Below are 14,397 nucleotides of genomic sequence, written 5' to 3'. Positions count from 1 at the left end.
GCCTGCTTACTGAGAGATCCGGCGGCCTTCCGCGATCTGGTGCTCGAAGAAGCGCTGGAAGCTGAAGGCGATGCTGGCCATCAGGATGGTGCTGCCGAAGAACAGCGCCAGCACGACGGCGCCGATGGTGAGCCAGTTGCTGCGCCCGGGCGGCGCATCGGGCGGGGCGCCGGCGTTGTAGCGTGCGTTCCATTTCTCCTGCGTCATCAGGCCGTAGACGATGGCGGTGAGGGCGCAGCCCGCGATCGTGAAGCCCAGCAGCGGCAGCAGCAGCCAGCTCCAGGCGTCGTCCACGCCGTAAAGGCGCACGCGCTCGATGCCGTAGAGCCCCAGCGCGGTCGGAATGGGGAGTAGCCACCCCAGCATGCTGCCGAAGCCGCGCAGGTAGAAGCAGTGCAGGCCCAGCGGACCGCCGAGGAAGGCGAGCCAGGCTGCCACGGTCTTGTTCTTCATTCGGGGCTCGTCTCGCTGCCCTGGCCGAGCACCTTGTCCATCAGGACCACGTCGCGCCATTGGCCGAACTTCCAGCCGCAGTTCTTCAGCACGCCCACTTGCTCGAAGCCCTGCGCGCGGTGCACGCCGATGGAGCCGCCGTTGGCCGAGTCGCCGATCACTGCGATCAGCTTGCGCACACCGGCTGCCTCGGCAGCCTCGATCAGGGCCGCCAGCAGCTGCGCGCCCAGGCCCTGGCCGCGCGCGGCCTCGGCCAGGTAGATCGAGTCCTCGGCGGAAAAACGATAGGCCGGGCGGGGCTTGAACCAGTTGCAGTAAGCGAAGCCCAGAAGCTCGCCGTCGCGCTCCGCCACGAGGTAGGGCAGCTTCTTCGCCAGCACGTCGGCCCGCCGTGCCGCCATGTCGGCGCCCGTGGGGGGCTCGGTCTCGAAGGTGCCGGTGCCGTGCAGCACGTGGTGGGCGTAGATGGCGGTGATCGCGGCGATGTCTTCGTCGCGGCTGGGGCGGATGGCGGTCATCGGAAGGCCCGGCAGAGGCCGGAAATAGTGGGAAATGTCGCTCGGGCTATAATCGCGGGCTTTTCAGCGTGCGCTGGCCGGGTGGCTATGTCGCGTGTCTCGACGCTGGAAGAACTCCGTGGGCGAACCGATTTCAGTGTTCGTCGCACCACCCGAAGGATAAATCATGGTCGTGATCCGACTCTCCCGCGGCGGCTCCAAAGGTCGTCCGTTCTTCAACATCGTCGTGTCGGACAAGCGCGTGCGCCGCGACGGCCGATTCATCGAGCGCCTGGGTTTCTACAACCCGACCGCCAAGGACAACGAGGAAAGCATCCGCATTGCGCAGGATCGCCTGGCCTACTGGAAGGGTGTCGGCGCGCAAGCCTCGCCCACGGTCACCCGCCTGATCAAGCAGGCCGCTGCCGCGGCCCCCAAGGCGGCCGCCTAAGCCGCCCGTTCCGGCGATGCTGCCCACGCTCGAAGCCGCCGAACTGCCGGCGGATGCGATCGAAGTGGCGCGCATCGCCGATGCCTGGGGCATCAAGGGCTGGTTCAAGGTCCTGCCCCACAGCGCCCAGCCCGAGGCGCTTTTCTCCTCCAAACGCTGGTTCCTGCAGCCGCCCGGCGGCAAGACGACCGGCGCGTTCCGCCTTGCGATCCGCGAGGCCAAGGAACATTCCGATTGCATCGTCGCCTCCTCCGAGGACGTGCCCGATCGCAACGCGGCCGAGGCCCTGCGCGGCGCGCGCGTGTTCGTGCCGCGCTCGAGCTTTCCCACCGCGGCGGACGACGAGTACTACTGGGTCGACCTGATCGGCCTTCCGGTCGTGAACCGGGAGGGAGTTGCGCTCGGCGCGGTGCGCGAACTGCTGGCCACCGGACCGCAGACCACGCTCGTGCTGGATGCGCTGGAGGCCGGCAAGCCGGTCGAGCGCATGATTCCCTTCGTCTCGGCCTTCGTCGACAAGGTGGACCTGCCGGGCCGGCTGATCACCGTCGACTGGCAGCCCGACTACTGAGCCGCATCGGCGCCCGCGCCCCATGCGCTTCGACGTCATCACCCTGTTCCCCGAACTGTTCGCGCCCTTCCTTGCGAGCGGCGTGACGCGCCGCGCCTTCGAGACCGGGCAGGTCGAGGTCGTGCTGTGGAACCCGCGCGATTTCGCCGAGGGCAACTACCGGCGCGTCGACGACCGGCCCTTCGGCGGCGGGCCCGGCATGGTCATGATGGCCGAGCCGCTGTCCGCCTGCCTCGACGCGGCGCTGGCCGCGCGCGGGGCCGCGGCGCCGGTGATCCTGTTCTCGCCAATCGGCGAAGCGCTGCGGCACCCAGCGGTCGAGTACTGGGCCGCGGGCGAGGGCGCAGTCCTGGTGTGCGGCCGCTACGAGGGCATCGACCAGCGCTTCATCGACGCGCGGGTCACCCATCAATTGAGTCTGGGCGATTTCGTGCTCTCGGGCGGCGAGATTCCCGCCATGGCGCTGCTGGACGCGGTGGCCAGGCTGCAGCCCGGCGTGCTTGGCGACGAAGCCAGTCATATCCAGGACAGCTTCAACCCGGCGCTGGATGGCCTGCTCGACTGTCCTCATTACACCCGGCCCGAACAATGGAGAGGGCAGGGCGTGCCGCCGGTGCTGCTCTCGGGCCATCACGAGCAGATCGAGCGTTGGCGGCGCGATCAGCGGCTTGCCATCACCGGCCAGAAGCGGCCCGAACTGGTCGAGGCGGCGCGCGCCGCCGGCCGGCTGAGCGCGGCGGATGAGAAGGCGCTCAAGAAAAAGCTATAATCTTCGGTTCCCCGATCCTCTGCCGGCCGCGTCGCCCCGATCTTCCAGGTTGCAAGACGCCCCTTGTGTAGCGCGTGCACGATCGAATCCAGGAAAGCCATGAACCTCATCCAGACCCTCGAGCAGGAAGAAATCGCCCGGCTCGGCAAGAAGATTCCCGATTTCATGCCCGGTGACACGGTCATCGTCAGCGTGAACGTCGTCGAAGGCAACCGCAAGCGCGTGCAGGCCTACGAAGGCGTGGTGATCGCCAAGCGCAACCGCGGCCTCAACAGCGGCTTCACGGTGCGCAAGATCTCCAGCGGCGAAGGCGTCGAACGTACCTTCCAGACCTACAGCCCGCTGATCGCCGGCATTGAAGTCAAGCGCCGCGGCGATGTGCGCCGCGCCAAGCTGTACTACCTGCGCGAGCGCAGCGGCCGTTCGGCACGCATCAAGGAAAAGCTGCCCGGCAAGTCCTCCGCAGCGGCTGCTCAGTAAACAGTGCCTCCCGCCGTGCAAAAAGCCGCCACCCCGGGCGGCTTTTTGCATTGGTGCCCCGACGAATCGGGGCAATCGTGATTTTTATCGTGGCGTCGCCTGTCACAGGCGGCGCCGTTTTGCGTTTTACTCGGTAGATCCCTTACTTGACCGCTCCATCACCCGCCATGCGTGCCGCCCCCGCCGAAGAGACTGTCAATGCCGTCCTGCCGTCGGCGCTGCCCTCCTTCGACCCGCGCCAGGTGCCGGTGATCGCTGTCGACACCGCGCTCCCCGCCATCCCGACCGCTCATTTCGATGCAAGGGCCCTGCGCGCGCGCTTTGCGGCTCCCCCCGCCTGGACGCCCGAGTTGCGGCGCGAGCCGCAGCTGACGAGCCGCGCGCCCGCGGCGGCTGCGGTGCTGGTCCCGATCGTGATGCGCGAGGAGCCCACCGTGCTCTTGACCGAGCGGACCGCCCACCTGTCCACGCATTCGGGCCAGGTGGCCTTCCCCGGCGGCCGGGTCGACCCCGAGGACGCCAACGTCTCGGCGGCGGCCTTGCGCGAAGCGTGGGAAGAGGTCGGCCTGTCGGCCGAGTACATCGAAGTGCTGGGGAAGCTGCCGACCTACACGACCGTCACTTCCTTCATCGTGACGCCTGTGGTCGGCCTGGTGCATCCGGACTTCGAGTTGACGCTGAATCCGTACGAAGTCGCCGAGGCCTTCGAGGTGCCGCTGGCCTACCTGATGGATCCGGCCAACCACCGTCGCCACGCCTTGATCGACGACGAGCTCAAGTCGCGCGAGTGGTTCTCGATGCCCTATCAGGACGGCCCGCACGAGCGCTATGTCTGGGGCGCGACCGCCGGCATGCTGCGCAACCTCTACCGCTTTCTCGCCGCCTGATCCCGCCGGCGGCAGGGTACCGCGCCGCGGCAGGGCGCCGGGGGCCACTCGCTATCATCGAAGCATGAGCTTCTTCGCGATCCTGTGCGCCTTGCTGATCGAGCAGGTGCGGCCACTCGCCTACCACAACCCGGTGTACGGCGGCGTTCTGGCCTGGACGCGCTGGACCAGCCGCAACTTCGACGCCGGCAAGCCGCATCACGGCTGGGTGGCCTGGGCGCTGGCTGTGCTGGTGCCCACAGTGCTCGCGCTGGGCGTGCACTGGCTGCTCGTGCTCACGCTGGGCCTGCCCTTCGCCGTGCTGTGGAGCGTCGCGATCCTCTACGTCACGCTGGGCTTCAGGCAGTTCAGCCACCATTTCACCGGCATCCGCGATGCCCTGGACATCGGCGACGAGGCATTGGCCCGCTCGTTGCTCGCCCACTGGCAGCGCGTGGATGCGGCCGACTTGCCACGCAGCGAGATCGTGCGCCACGTGATCGAGCACTCGGTGATCGCGGCGCACCGCCACGTGTTCGGCGTGCTGGCCTGGTTCTCGATCCTCGCGGCCTTCGGCCTGGGTCCGGCTGGCGCAGTGTTCTACCGCATGAGCGAATTCGTTTCGCGCTACTGGGCGCACAAGAACAATGCCTCGGTCCAGCCTTCCAGCGTCTGGGTGCAGAAGGCCGCCGACCAGGCCTGGGCGGTGATCGACTGGGTGCCCGCCCGCATCACGGCGATCGGCTTTGCCGTGGTGGGCAGCTTCGAGGAGGCGATCGACTGCTGGCGCAACGACGCCCGGCGCTTCCCCAACGAGAACGACGGCGTGATCCTGGCCGCGACCTCTGGCGCGGTTAACGTGCGGCTCGGCGGCGGCACGCTGAGCCCGGTGCCGCTGACCGACCCCTTGTCGCGGGCCCAGGCCGGCGACCCGGTGGCCGGCGCGCGCGGTCCCGACAGCGGCAGCACCCCGGGGCGCGAGCCCGAGTCGGGGCATCTGCGCAGCGTGGTCGGCCTGGTTTGGCGCTCGGTCGTGATGTGGATGGTGCTGCTGGCGCTGCTCACTTTGGCGCGGCTGCTGGGCTGATCGGATCGTCCCCTTGAGCACCGTCCCCAGCTTCTGGAGCCCGCGCATCGCGACGCTCGAACCCTATGTGCCGGGCGAGCAGCCGCGCATCGCGAAGCTGGTCAAGCTCAACACCAATGAGAACCCCTTCGGACCATCGCCGCAGGTGTTCGACGCCATCGAATGGGCGGCCTCGGAGGGACTCGAGCGCTACCCCGACCCCGAATCGGTGGCGCTGCGCGAAGCGATCGCCGCGCGCCACGGCTTGCACTGTTCGCAAGTGTTCGCGGGCAACGGCTCCGACGAGGTACTGGCCCACGCCTTCTTCGCCTTCTTCCAACAGGCCGAGCCGCTGCTGATCCCGGACATCACCTACAGCTTCTACCGCGTCTATGCGCAGCTCTACGGCATTGCCTGCGAGCTGCTGCCGGTCGACGAGGGGCTGCGCATCGACATTCCCGCGATGGCGGCGCGCGCCGCCGCCGGCTGTGCGGGCGTCGTGATCGCGAATCCGAATGCGCCGACCGGCATCGGCCTGCCGCTCGACGCCATCGAGCGCCTGCTCGCGGCATGCCCCCAGCGCGTGGTGCTCGTGGATGAAGCCTATGTGGATTTCGGCGGCGAGAGCGCGCTGCCACTGATCGAGCAGTACCCCAGCCTGCTGGTGGTGCAGACCCTGTCCAAGTCGCGCTCGCTCGCCGGCCTGCGCGTGGGCTTCGCCTGCGGGCAGGCGCATCTGATCGAGGCGCTGCATCGGGTGAAGAACAGCTTCAACTCCTATCCACTCGATCGCATTGCCAGCGCCGGTGCCATCGCCGCGCTCGAGGACGAGGCCTGGTTCGCCCACACGCGGCATGAAGTCATGGACATCCGCGAGGGACTGACGCTGCAGCTCGAGGACCTGGACTTCGAGGTGCTGCCCTCGCAGGCCAATTTCCTGTTCGTGCGCCACCCTGCGCACGATGCGGCGGCGCTCGCGGCCGCGCTGCGCGCGCGTGCGGTGCTGGTGCGGCATTTCGACCGGCCGCGCATCGCGCAGTACCTGCGCATCAGCATCGGCACGCGCGATCAATGCAGCGCGCTGGTCGATGCGCTGGCGGACATCCTGGGCTGAAGCGCCGGACTTATTCGACGCCTCTCAGGCCCTGCGCGCGATCCCTTCGAGCATCTCGATGTACTGGCCGACGAAACGCCCGGGCATGAAGCTCCCGGCACGCTCGCGCGCCTTCGCCGCTTGCGCCGCGCGCAGGGCAGGATCGTCCAGCACGCGCTGCATCTGCGCGGCCAGCGCTTCGTCGTCACCGTTCGGAAAGGTCAGCCCGGCATCGCCCACGCATTCCGCCAACCCGCCCTGGGCCGACACGATCAGGCTCTTGCCGGCCGCCAGCAGCTCCACCGCGACGCCGCCCATGGGCTCGTACCACGCCGAGGGGATCACGCCGATCAGGCCCTTCGCGACCCATTCGACCAGGCCCTCGCCGGACTGCGCGCCGACGAAGCGCACCGAGGACGCGATGCCCAGTTCCGCGACCAGGCGCTCGATCTCTGGGCGGGCGCCGCCGTCGCCGATCAGCAGCAGGCGCGGCCGGCCCGGATGGCGCTGGAGCAGCTTCGCGAAGGCGCGGATCAAGGTGTCGACGCCTTTTTCCTGCACCATCCGTCCCATGTAGAAGAACTCATACTCGGCCCCTTCTCGATCGGCGGCACGGAAGCGCTCGATCGGAAAGGGGTTGTAGATCTGCACCTGCCGCGGCAGCGGCAGCGCCTGGTTCATCCACTGCGTGATGGCGACGTTGCGCGTCACGCCGAACCGGGCGACGCTGCGACGCAGCAGCAGCTTCAAGCCTTCCTTGACTCCGCTTGCGTAGCCGCTGCGGCGTGCATGAAAAAGAAAGGAAGCAAAAGGGGCAAGCGGCGCGGGCTTGCCGTCGACCCAGCCCGCGCCGTCGATGCAGCTGGCCTGGTAGCCCACATGCACCCAGACGAAGGGCTTGCGGTAGAGCAGCACCCAGGGCTGCAGCGCCAGGCTCGCGCCGTTGAACAGCACCACGTCGGCCCAGCGCAGCAGCTCGCGCACGCGCCGGCCTGAGGGCTGGCGGATCACCTCGAAAGGGAAGGCTTCGACCTCCCGGGTCGCCGTCTGCGTGACCACCTTGCAATCGACGCCGCGGGCCACGAAACCGTCGACCAGTGCGCGCGACACGGTCTCGACGCCGCCGACCGAGGGATGGAAGACATGGGAATACAGCAGCACTTTCATCGATGGCGGGTCTGGCTCAATTCGGCGAACAGCTCGCCATAGATGCGGTAGCGCGACGGGCTGATCGGGCCCGGATGGCCCGGCGAGGTCACCTGCGGGATCACGCCGCAGCCCGGCTCGTGCAGGTGCGTGCAGTTGTAGAACTTGCACTCGCCGGCGTGCTCGGCGATGTCCGGCATCAGCGATGCGAGTTGCATCGGCTCGATGTGATTCAGCCCGAATTCCTGAAAGCCCGGCGAATCGATCAGGGCGGTGCTGCGTTCGTCGTCCACCCAGTACCAGGTGGTAGTAGTGGTGGTGTGCTTGCCCGAGTTCAACGCCTGTGAGATCTCGGCGGTGGTGGCGCGCGCGCTGGGCACCAGCAGATTGGTCAGCGTGCTCTTGCCCACGCCGGAAGGGCCGAGGACCAAGGTGGTCTTGCCGGCCAGCAGCTTCATCAGGGTCGCGCGATCGACCTCGGGCGAGGCCTTGAGCGACAGCGGCAGCACGCCATGATGCATGCGGCGGTAGGGCGCGAGCCGCTCCCACGCGCGCTCGAAAGGCGCCACCACGTCGCTCTTGTTGAGCGCGATGACGGGCGCGATGCGCTCGGCCGCGGCGGCGATCAGCGAACGCGCCAGTTGCGCTTCGGAAAACTCGGGCTCGGCCGCGATCAGGATCAGCACCTGGTCGAGGTTCGCCGCGAAGGACTTGGTGCGGATCTCGTCCTGCCGGTAGAACAGGTTCCTGCGCGTCTGCACTTCCTCGATGGTGCCCTCGTCCTCGCTGGTCTGCCAGCGCACGCGGTCGCCGACCACGGCCTGGCTCTTCTTGCCGCGTGGATGGCAGATGACGCGCTCGCCCTCGGGCGTCTCGACCACGCAATGGCGGCCGTGGCTGGCGACGACGAGTCCGTCGCGCCGTGCCGTGTGCCCGTCGGCATCGCCGCGCGGCCGGGGGCGCGCGGGCTTAGCCAAGGGCGCGGCCCATCGGCTCAGGCGGCCAGCAGGGCATCCGCCTGCGCCGCGCAGTCGAAGTCGGTGGCCGAGAGGCCGCCCACGTCGTGCGTGTTGAAACGCACCACGCAGCGGTTGTAGTGCACCGAGAGATCGGGATGGTGGTCCTGCTTGTGCGCGACCAGCGCCAGCGCATTCACGAAGGCGATGGTCTCGAAGTAGTTGGCGAAGCTGAAGGTCTTCTCGATCGCGACATCGGCGCCGTCGCCGGTGAGCTTCCAACCGTCGACGCGGGCCAGGTGGGACACGATCTCCGTCGCGCTCAGCGCGCGGCGCGTCTTCGTTTTCCAATCGATGGGTTTCAGCATGCTGCTCATGATCGTCTTTCCAGAGGTCAGGCCGTCGCCATGCGCGCAAGGCGCTCGGAGGCGGGGGGGTGCGAGTAGTAGAACTTGACGAACACCGGGTCGGGCGTGAGCGTCGAGGCGTTGTCCTGGTAGAGCTTGAGCAGCGCTCGCGACAGGTCGGCGCCGTTGGTTTGGGCGACCGCGTAGGCGTCAGCCTCGAACTCGTGCCGGCGCGAGATCAGTACCGGCAGCGGCGCCACGAAAAAGCCGAACACCGGCACCGCCAGCATGAACAGCAGGATCGCCAGCGCATCGTTGGGCGCCGTCATGTTGGGCTGCACGCCCAGCCCGGTGTAGAACCAGGCGTGGCCGGACAGCCAGCCCAGCAGCGCGAAGCCGGCCAGGCTCAGCGCGAACATCGCGGCCATGCGCTTGAGCACATGCCGGTGCTTGAAATGCCCCAGCTCGTGCGCCAGCACGGCCTCCACCTCGCCGGCGTTGAGCTGGCGCAGCAGCGTGTCGTAGAAGACCACGCGCTTGCTCGCGCCGAACCCCGTGAAGTAGGCGTTGGCATGCGCGCTGCGCGTGCTGCCGTCCATCACGAACAGGCCCTTGGCCGCGAAGCCGCAGCGCTTCATGAGCGCGGTGACGCGGGTCTTGAGCGTGGCATCGTCCAGCGGCTGGAACTTGTTGAAGATCGGCGCGATGAAGGTCGGGTAGACCAGCATCAGCAGCAGGTTGAAGCCCATCCACGCGCACCAGGCCCACAGCCACCACAGGCGGCCGGCCGCGCCCATGAGCCAGAGGATCAGCGCGGCGATCGGCAGACCGATCGCCGCGCCCAGCAGCAGCGCCTTGACGCTGTCGGCCAGCCAGAGCCGCCAGGTCATCTTGTTGAAGCCGAAGCGCTCCTCCAGCCGGAAGGTCTGCCACAGGGTGAAGGGCAGCTCGAGCAGTCCGCCGATCAGCGCGAAGGCCGCGAGCAGGGCGAGCTGCTGCCACATGCCGCCGCCAAGGGCGCCGAGCAGCAGCCTGTTGAGCAGATCCAGGCCGCCCAGCAGGGTCCAGCCCAGCAGCACCATCGCGCCCCAGACCATTTCGAGCATGCCGAAGCGGGTCTTGGCGATCGTGTAGTCGGCCGCCTTCTGGTGGGCCGCGAGCGTGATGGCCTGTGCGAAGGCGGCGGGCACCGCGTCGCGGTGGCGCGCCACATGTCGGATCTGCCGCGTGGCCAGCCAGAACTTCACGATCAGGCCCGCGACGAGCGCGAGCGCGAAGGCAAGGGTGAGCAGCAGCGAAGCGGGCAGAGGAGAGGCCATGGCGCAGCGAGTTTAGCCCGCAGGCAAGCCCGCTCGAGCACAGGGTCATCGACGACAATCGGCCGATGCCCGATTCCATCGCCACGACCGCGGCCGCGACCGCCACCACCCTCAAGAAGAGCGACCAGAACCTCGTCTGGCTGGACTGCGAGATGAGCGGCCTCGACCCCGAGAAGGAGCGTCTGCTCGAGATCGCCGTGGTCGTGACCGGCCCCGAACTGACGCCGCGCATCGACGGCCCGGTCCTGGTCATCCACCAGAGCGACGAAATCCTCGACGCCATGGACTCCTGGAACAAGGGCACGCATGGGCGCAGCGGGCTGATCGACAAGGTCAAGGCCTCCACGCTGGACGAGGCGGGCGCCGAGCACCAGCTGCTCGAATTCATCTCGCGCTACATCCCGAAGAACGGCTCGCCGATGTGCGGCAACACGATCGGTCAGGACCGGCGCTTCCTGGTCAAGTTCATGCCCAAGCTGGAGGCGTACTTCCACTACCGCAACCTCGACGTCAGCACGCTCAAGGAGCTCGCCAAGCGCTGGAAGCCGGCCGCCTACAACGCCTTCAAGAAGCAGCAGGCCCATACGGCGCTGGCCGACGTGCACGAGTCGATCGAGGAGCTGGCGCACTACCGGGATACCTTCCTGCGCCTGCAGGATTAGGTAAAAACCCCGAAGCCGTGCAATAATCGCAGGCTTCGCTTTTGGGCATGAGTCCGAAGCGCTTCTTGCATCTCCCTATCTTGCACACCGCGCCCGTTGAATGGGCCGCAGCCAAGGCGAAAGCCCAGGCTGAAATGTCGTTGGATGGTTGATGTTTTCGCCACCCGACGGGGTGCCGCTCACGGCGGCGCCCGCACTTGGATTTTTTTCGATGACCGACGCTTTTGACGCGCAGGGCGAGTTCGTGCCTGCGCAATCCGATGACTTTGCTGCTGCTCGCGGCGAATCGCCTTCCACCCCCCACACCGAGACTTTCGAGGTCTTCGAAGCACTCGAAGCCGTCGAAGCAACCGAGCCCAAGCAGCCCAACGGCTTCGTTCAAATGGGCCTGGCGAGCGAACTGATCGCCGCCGTCCAGGACCTCGGCTTCACCCAGCCCACCGCCGTGCAGGCGCAGGCCATCCCCCGCGCCATGGGCGCCGGCGGCGGCGCTGACGGTGCTGCCCGCTTCGTCGACCTGATGGTCTCCAGCCAGACCGGCAGCGGCAAGACCGCCGCTTTCCTGCTGCCCGTGCTGCACACCCTGCTGCAGCACCAGGCCGAAGCCGCGGCCGCCGCCAAGGCCGAGCACCAGCGCCAGGCCGCCGAAGCCGCCGCCCGCGGCGAAGCGCTGCCCAAGAAGGCCAAGCGCAAGGACCCGACCAACTCGCGCCACTTCAAGGCCGCCACCCCCGGCGCACTGGTGCTGTGTCCCACGCGCGAGCTGGCGCAGCAGGTGGCGCACGACGCCATCGACCTCGTGAAGCACTGCCGAGGCCTGCGTATCGCCAACGTGGTCGGCGGCATGCCCTACCAGCTGCAGATCGCCCGGCTGCAGAACGCCGACCTCGTGGTCGCCACGCCCGGCCGGCTGCTGGACCTGCAGCGCTCGATGCAGATCAAGCTCGACCAGGTCAAGTTCCTGGTGGTCGACGAGGCCGACCGCATGCTGGACCTCGGCTTCGCCGACGACCTGGCCGAGATCAACCAGCTCACCATCGAGCGCCAGCAGACCATGATGTTCAGCGCCACCTTCGCGCCGCGCATCCAGCAGCTGGCGCAGCGCGTGATGCGCGAGCCGCAGCGCGTGACCATCGACACCCCGCAGGAGAAGCACGCCAACATCAAGCAGGTGCTGTTCTGGGCCGACAACGCCCAGCACAAGCGCAAGCTGCTCGACCACTGGCTGCGTGACACCAGCATCAACCAGGCCATCGTCTTCTGCAGCACGCAGGTCGAATGCGACGGCCTCGCCGGCGACCTGCAGCAGGGCGGCTTCAGCGCCGTGGCGCTGCACGGCGCGCTGAGCCAGGGCCTGCGCAACCGTCGGCTGATGGCGCTGCGTCAGGGCCAGGTGCAGATCCTGGTGGCGACCGACGTGGCCGCGCGCGGCATCGACGTGCCGACCATCACGCACGTCTTCAACTTCGGCCTGCCGATGAAGGCCGAGGACTACACCCACCGCATCGGCCGCACCGGCCGCGCCGGGCGCGACGGCCTGGCCGTGACCTTCGCCGAGTTCCGCGACCGCCGCAAGATCTTCGACATCGAGGCCTACAGCCGCCAGCCCTTCGCGGCCGAGGTGATCCCCGGCCTGGAGCCGCAGCAGCGCTTCCCGCAGGGCCGTCCGCAGGGCGACTTCGGCGGCCGCGGCCGCGAGAACCGCGAAAACCATTCGCGCGACCGCAAGTTCGGCGGCCCGCGCGGCGGCTATGCCAATGCCAGCAGCTTCAACGACCGCGGCCCGGCGCGTGGCCACGCGCCTTCGCGCGGCTTCCAGGGCCAGGCCCCGGGCCAGGCGCAGGGCAGGGGCCGTGACGAGGCCGGTGGCTACGGCCGCAAGTCCGGCTGGGGTGACAGCGCCCCGCGCGCCGGCGGCGGTGCTGGTGCCCCCCGCGGCAACGGCGGCGCGCATGGGGCCGGCAAGGCCTTCGCGCCGCGCGACGGTCAGCGCCGCGCCTTCAAGCCGACCCGCTGAAGCGTCGATCTCCCTGCAAAGCCCGCCTCACCCCGAGGCGGGCTTTTTTTGTGCCCGCTCCCAGTCCCACGATGTGAAGCGCAGGCGCGAGGGGCTTTGCGCCGCCCGTGGGAGCGACCCGGCGAGCCGGGCGACAATGACGCACGGGACGGCCTCGCGCCCGCTCCCGTCCGAATCCGGCATCAACTCCCCCTGAAAGAACCCAAGGACCGACATGAGCACATCGAGCTACGTTGACACCCGCCTGCTGATCAATGGCGAATGGTGCGACGCCGCGAGCGGCAAGACCCTGGACGTCATCAACCCGGCCACCGGCAAGCCCATCGGCAAGGTCGCGCACGCCGGCATCGCCGACCTGGACCGCGCCCTCGAAGCCGCGCAGCGCGGCTTCCTGGCGTGGCGCAAGATTCCCGCCAACGAGCGCGCCGCCACCATGCGCAAGGCCGCCTCCCTGCTGCGCGAGCGCGCCCCCGAGATCGCCCGCCTGCTGACGCTGGAGCAGGGCAAGCCCTTCGTCGAGGCCCGCGGCGAGGTGCTGGCGGGCGCCGACATCATCGAGTGGTTCGCCGACGAAGGCCGCCGCGTCTACGGCCGCATCGTGCCCTCGCGCAACCTGGCCGCCCAGCAGTTGGTGATCAAGGAGCCGGTCGGCCCCGTCGCCGCCTTCACGCCCTGGAACTTCCCGATCAACCAGGTCGTGCGCAAGCTCGGCGCCGCGCTGGCCACCGGCTGCTCCTTCCTGGCCAAGGCGCCCGAAGAGACACCGGCCTCGCCCGCGGCCCTGCTGCAGGCCTTCGTCGATGCCGGCGTGCCGCCCGGTACGGTGGGCCTGGTGTTCGGCAACCCCGCCGAGATCTCGAGCTACCTGATCGCGCACCCCATCATCCGCAAGGTCACCTTCACCGGCTCCACCCCGGTGGGCAAGCAGCTCGCTGCCCTGGCCGGCCAGCACATGAAGCGCGCCACCATGGAGCTGGGCGGTCATGCGCCGGTGATCGTCGCCGACGATGCCGACCTCGCCCTGGCGGTCAAGGCCGCGGGCGGCGCCAAGTTCCGCAACGCGGGGCAGGTGTGCATCTCGCCCACGCGCTTCCTGGTGCACAACAGCATCAAGGCCGAGTTCGCGCAGGCGCTGGTCAAGCATGCCGAGAGCCTCAAGCTCGGCGACGGCCTGGCCGAGGGCACGACCCTCGGGCCTCTGGCCAATGCGCGCCGCCTCACAGCCATGGCCCAGGTGCTGGACGACGCGCGCAGCAAGGGCGCGACCGTGGCGACCGGCGGCGAGCGCGTGGGCTCGGCGGGCAACTTCTTCGCGCCCACCGTGCTGACGGACGTGCCGCTGGACGCCGACGTGTTCAACAACGAACCCTTCGGCCCGGTGGCCGCCATCCGCGGCTTCGACACGCTGGAAGAGGCCATCGCCGAGGCCAACCGCCTGCCCTTCGGCCTGGCGGGCTATGCGTTCACGCGCTCGATCAAGAACGCGCACCTGCTGTCGCAGCAGGTGGAAGTTGGCATGCTGTGGATCAACCAGCCAGCCGCGCCTTCGCCGGAAATGCCCTTCGGCGGCATCAAGGACTCGGGCTACGGCTCCGAGGGCGGGCCGGAGGCAATGGAGGCCTACCTCAACACCAAGTCCGTTTCGATCATGGCGGTCTGAGTCCGGCTGCAGCCGGATGGAAGGCGCGGGCGCATCGCCCGCGC

The 14,397-nt window shown here is 68.6% G+C and carries 16 protein-coding genes; 10 read left to right on the top strand and 6 right to left on the bottom strand.

The features are described from left to right. Positions 1-6: 6 nt before the first annotated feature. Positions 7-453 carry a TM2 domain-containing protein gene (locus AC3A6X_RS11810; RefSeq protein ID WP_309972548.1) on the bottom strand — a complete coding sequence of 149 codons (447 nt, stop codon included), beginning with the start codon at positions 451-453 and terminating at the stop codon, positions 7-9. Continuing rightward, on the bottom strand, positions 450-971 hold the full coding sequence (locus AC3A6X_RS11805; protein ID WP_487842331.1) for an N-acetyltransferase family protein: 522 nt from the start codon (positions 969-971) through the stop codon (positions 450-452). The genes AC3A6X_RS11810 and AC3A6X_RS11805 overlap by 4 nt, the downstream gene beginning before the upstream one ends. A gap of 166 nt (positions 972-1,137) precedes the next feature. Between AC3A6X_RS11805 and rpsP the strand changes: the two genes are divergently transcribed. The 7 genes from rpsP to hisC all read left to right on the top strand — a co-directional run bounded on the left by rpsP (position 1,138) and on the right by hisC (position 6,267). Further along, positions 1,138-1,401 (top strand): 30S ribosomal protein S16, encoded by a 264-nt coding sequence (rpsP, locus tag AC3A6X_RS11800; protein ID WP_106555183.1) that lies wholly within the window; start codon positions 1,138-1,140, stop codon positions 1,399-1,401. A 16-nt stretch (positions 1,402-1,417) separates the two neighbouring features. Further along, complete coding sequence (gene rimM, locus AC3A6X_RS11795) at positions 1,418-1,972, top strand: ribosome maturation factor RimM (RefSeq protein WP_309972546.1); 555 nt, start codon at positions 1,418-1,420, stop codon at positions 1,970-1,972. 22 nt (positions 1,973-1,994) lie between these two features. Next, positions 1,995-2,741 (top strand): tRNA (guanosine(37)-N1)-methyltransferase TrmD, encoded by a 747-nt coding sequence (trmD, locus tag AC3A6X_RS11790; protein WP_487842330.1) that lies wholly within the window; start codon positions 1,995-1,997, stop codon positions 2,739-2,741. Between the two features lie 99 nt (positions 2,742-2,840). Next, a complete protein-coding gene (gene rplS / locus AC3A6X_RS11785) occupies positions 2,841-3,221 on the top strand; it encodes a 50S ribosomal protein L19 (RefSeq protein WP_093106411.1) in 381 nt (126 codons plus the stop codon). 167 nt (positions 3,222-3,388) lie between these two features. Then, positions 3,389-4,108, top strand: coding sequence for a CoA pyrophosphatase (locus AC3A6X_RS11780; protein WP_487842329.1), 720 nt, complete (start codon positions 3,389-3,391; stop codon positions 4,106-4,108). Positions 4,109-4,172: 64 nt separating this feature from the next. Beyond that, on the top strand, positions 4,173-5,174 hold the full coding sequence (locus tag AC3A6X_RS11775; RefSeq protein WP_487842328.1) for a CobD/CbiB family protein: 1,002 nt from the start codon (positions 4,173-4,175) through the stop codon (positions 5,172-5,174). Positions 5,175-5,187: 13 nt separating this feature from the next. After that, positions 5,188-6,267, top strand: a complete 1,080-nt coding sequence (gene hisC / locus AC3A6X_RS11770; protein ID WP_487842327.1) for a histidinol-phosphate transaminase — start codon at positions 5,188-5,190, stop codon at positions 6,265-6,267. Between the two features lie 24 nt (positions 6,268-6,291). Here hisC and AC3A6X_RS11765 read toward each other — a convergent pair whose 3' ends face one another. Genes AC3A6X_RS11765 through AC3A6X_RS11750 form a run of 4 tightly spaced genes read right to left on the bottom strand, consistent with a single transcriptional unit; the run spans position 6,292 to position 10,014 of the window. Next, entirely contained in the window at positions 6,292-7,413 is a 1,122-nt protein-coding gene (locus AC3A6X_RS11765; protein ID WP_487842326.1) for a glycosyltransferase family 4 protein, read from the bottom strand. Beyond that, positions 7,410-8,369: a ribosome small subunit-dependent GTPase A gene (rsgA, locus tag AC3A6X_RS11760; protein ID WP_487842325.1), complete on the bottom strand. Its 960-nt coding sequence runs from the start codon at positions 8,367-8,369 to the stop codon at positions 7,410-7,412. Before rsgA ends, AC3A6X_RS11765 begins: the two co-directional genes overlap by 4 nt. A gap of 17 nt (positions 8,370-8,386) precedes the next feature. Continuing rightward, positions 8,387-8,725 (bottom strand): 4a-hydroxytetrahydrobiopterin dehydratase, encoded by a 339-nt coding sequence (locus AC3A6X_RS11755; RefSeq protein ID WP_106555191.1) that lies wholly within the window; start codon positions 8,723-8,725, stop codon positions 8,387-8,389. Between the two features lie 17 nt (positions 8,726-8,742). Beyond that, a complete protein-coding gene (locus AC3A6X_RS11750) occupies positions 8,743-10,014 on the bottom strand; it encodes a M48 family metallopeptidase (RefSeq protein WP_487842324.1) in 1,272 nt (423 codons plus the stop codon). A gap of 65 nt (positions 10,015-10,079) precedes the next feature. On the opposite strand from AC3A6X_RS11750, the gene orn reads away from it, so the two are divergent. The 3 genes from orn to AC3A6X_RS11735 all read left to right on the top strand — a co-directional run bounded on the left by orn (position 10,080) and on the right by AC3A6X_RS11735 (position 14,353). Beyond that, positions 10,080-10,676 carry an oligoribonuclease gene (gene orn / locus AC3A6X_RS11745; RefSeq protein ID WP_487842323.1) on the top strand — a complete coding sequence of 199 codons (597 nt, stop codon included), beginning with the start codon at positions 10,080-10,082 and terminating at the stop codon, positions 10,674-10,676. A 211-nt stretch (positions 10,677-10,887) separates the two neighbouring features. Then, positions 10,888-12,693, top strand: a complete 1,806-nt coding sequence (locus AC3A6X_RS11740; protein WP_487842322.1) for a DEAD/DEAH box helicase — start codon at positions 10,888-10,890, stop codon at positions 12,691-12,693. Between the two features lie 214 nt (positions 12,694-12,907). Continuing rightward, entirely contained in the window at positions 12,908-14,353 is a 1,446-nt protein-coding gene (locus AC3A6X_RS11735) for an NAD-dependent succinate-semialdehyde dehydrogenase (protein WP_309972537.1), read from the top strand. The last annotated feature ends 44 nt before the right edge of the window (positions 14,354-14,397 follow it).

It is taken from the genome of Variovorax sp. Soil_C_12 (genome assembly GCF_057657375.1).
The sequence above is the reverse complement of the archived record's forward strand: the minus strand, read 5'-3'. Positions and strand labels throughout refer to the sequence as shown.

Coding starts and splice junctions, on each gene's coding strand:
- AC3A6X_RS11810 (WP_309972548.1), bottom strand. CDS start 453: ATGAAGAACAAGACCGTGGCAGCCTGGCTCGCCTTCCTCGGCGGTCCG.
- AC3A6X_RS11805 (WP_487842331.1), bottom strand. CDS start 971: ATGACCGCCATCCGCCCCAGCCGCGACGAAGACATCGCCGCGATCACC.
- rpsP (WP_106555183.1), top strand. CDS start 1,138: ATGGTCGTGATCCGACTCTCCCGCGGCGGCTCCAAAGGTCGTCCGTTC.
- rimM (WP_309972546.1), top strand. CDS start 1,418: ATGCTGCCCACGCTCGAAGCCGCCGAACTGCCGGCGGATGCGATCGAA.
- trmD (WP_487842330.1), top strand. CDS start 1,995: ATGCGCTTCGACGTCATCACCCTGTTCCCCGAACTGTTCGCGCCCTTC.
- rplS (WP_093106411.1), top strand. CDS start 2,841: ATGAACCTCATCCAGACCCTCGAGCAGGAAGAAATCGCCCGGCTCGGC.
- AC3A6X_RS11780 (WP_487842329.1), top strand. CDS start 3,389: ATGCGTGCCGCCCCCGCCGAAGAGACTGTCAATGCCGTCCTGCCGTCG.
- AC3A6X_RS11775 (WP_487842328.1), top strand. CDS start 4,173: ATGAGCTTCTTCGCGATCCTGTGCGCCTTGCTGATCGAGCAGGTGCGG.
- AC3A6X_RS11765 (WP_487842326.1), bottom strand. CDS start 7,413: ATGAAAGTGCTGCTGTATTCCCATGTCTTCCATCCCTCGGTCGGCGGC.
- AC3A6X_RS11755 (WP_106555191.1), bottom strand. CDS start 8,725: ATGAGCAGCATGCTGAAACCCATCGATTGGAAAACGAAGACGCGCCGC.
- AC3A6X_RS11750 (WP_487842324.1), bottom strand. CDS start 10,014: ATGGCCTCTCCTCTGCCCGCTTCGCTGCTGCTCACCCTTGCCTTCGCG.
- orn (WP_487842323.1), top strand. CDS start 10,080: ATGCCCGATTCCATCGCCACGACCGCGGCCGCGACCGCCACCACCCTC.
- AC3A6X_RS11740 (WP_487842322.1), top strand. CDS start 10,888: ATGACCGACGCTTTTGACGCGCAGGGCGAGTTCGTGCCTGCGCAATCC.
- AC3A6X_RS11735 (WP_309972537.1), top strand. CDS start 12,908: ATGAGCACATCGAGCTACGTTGACACCCGCCTGCTGATCAATGGCGAA.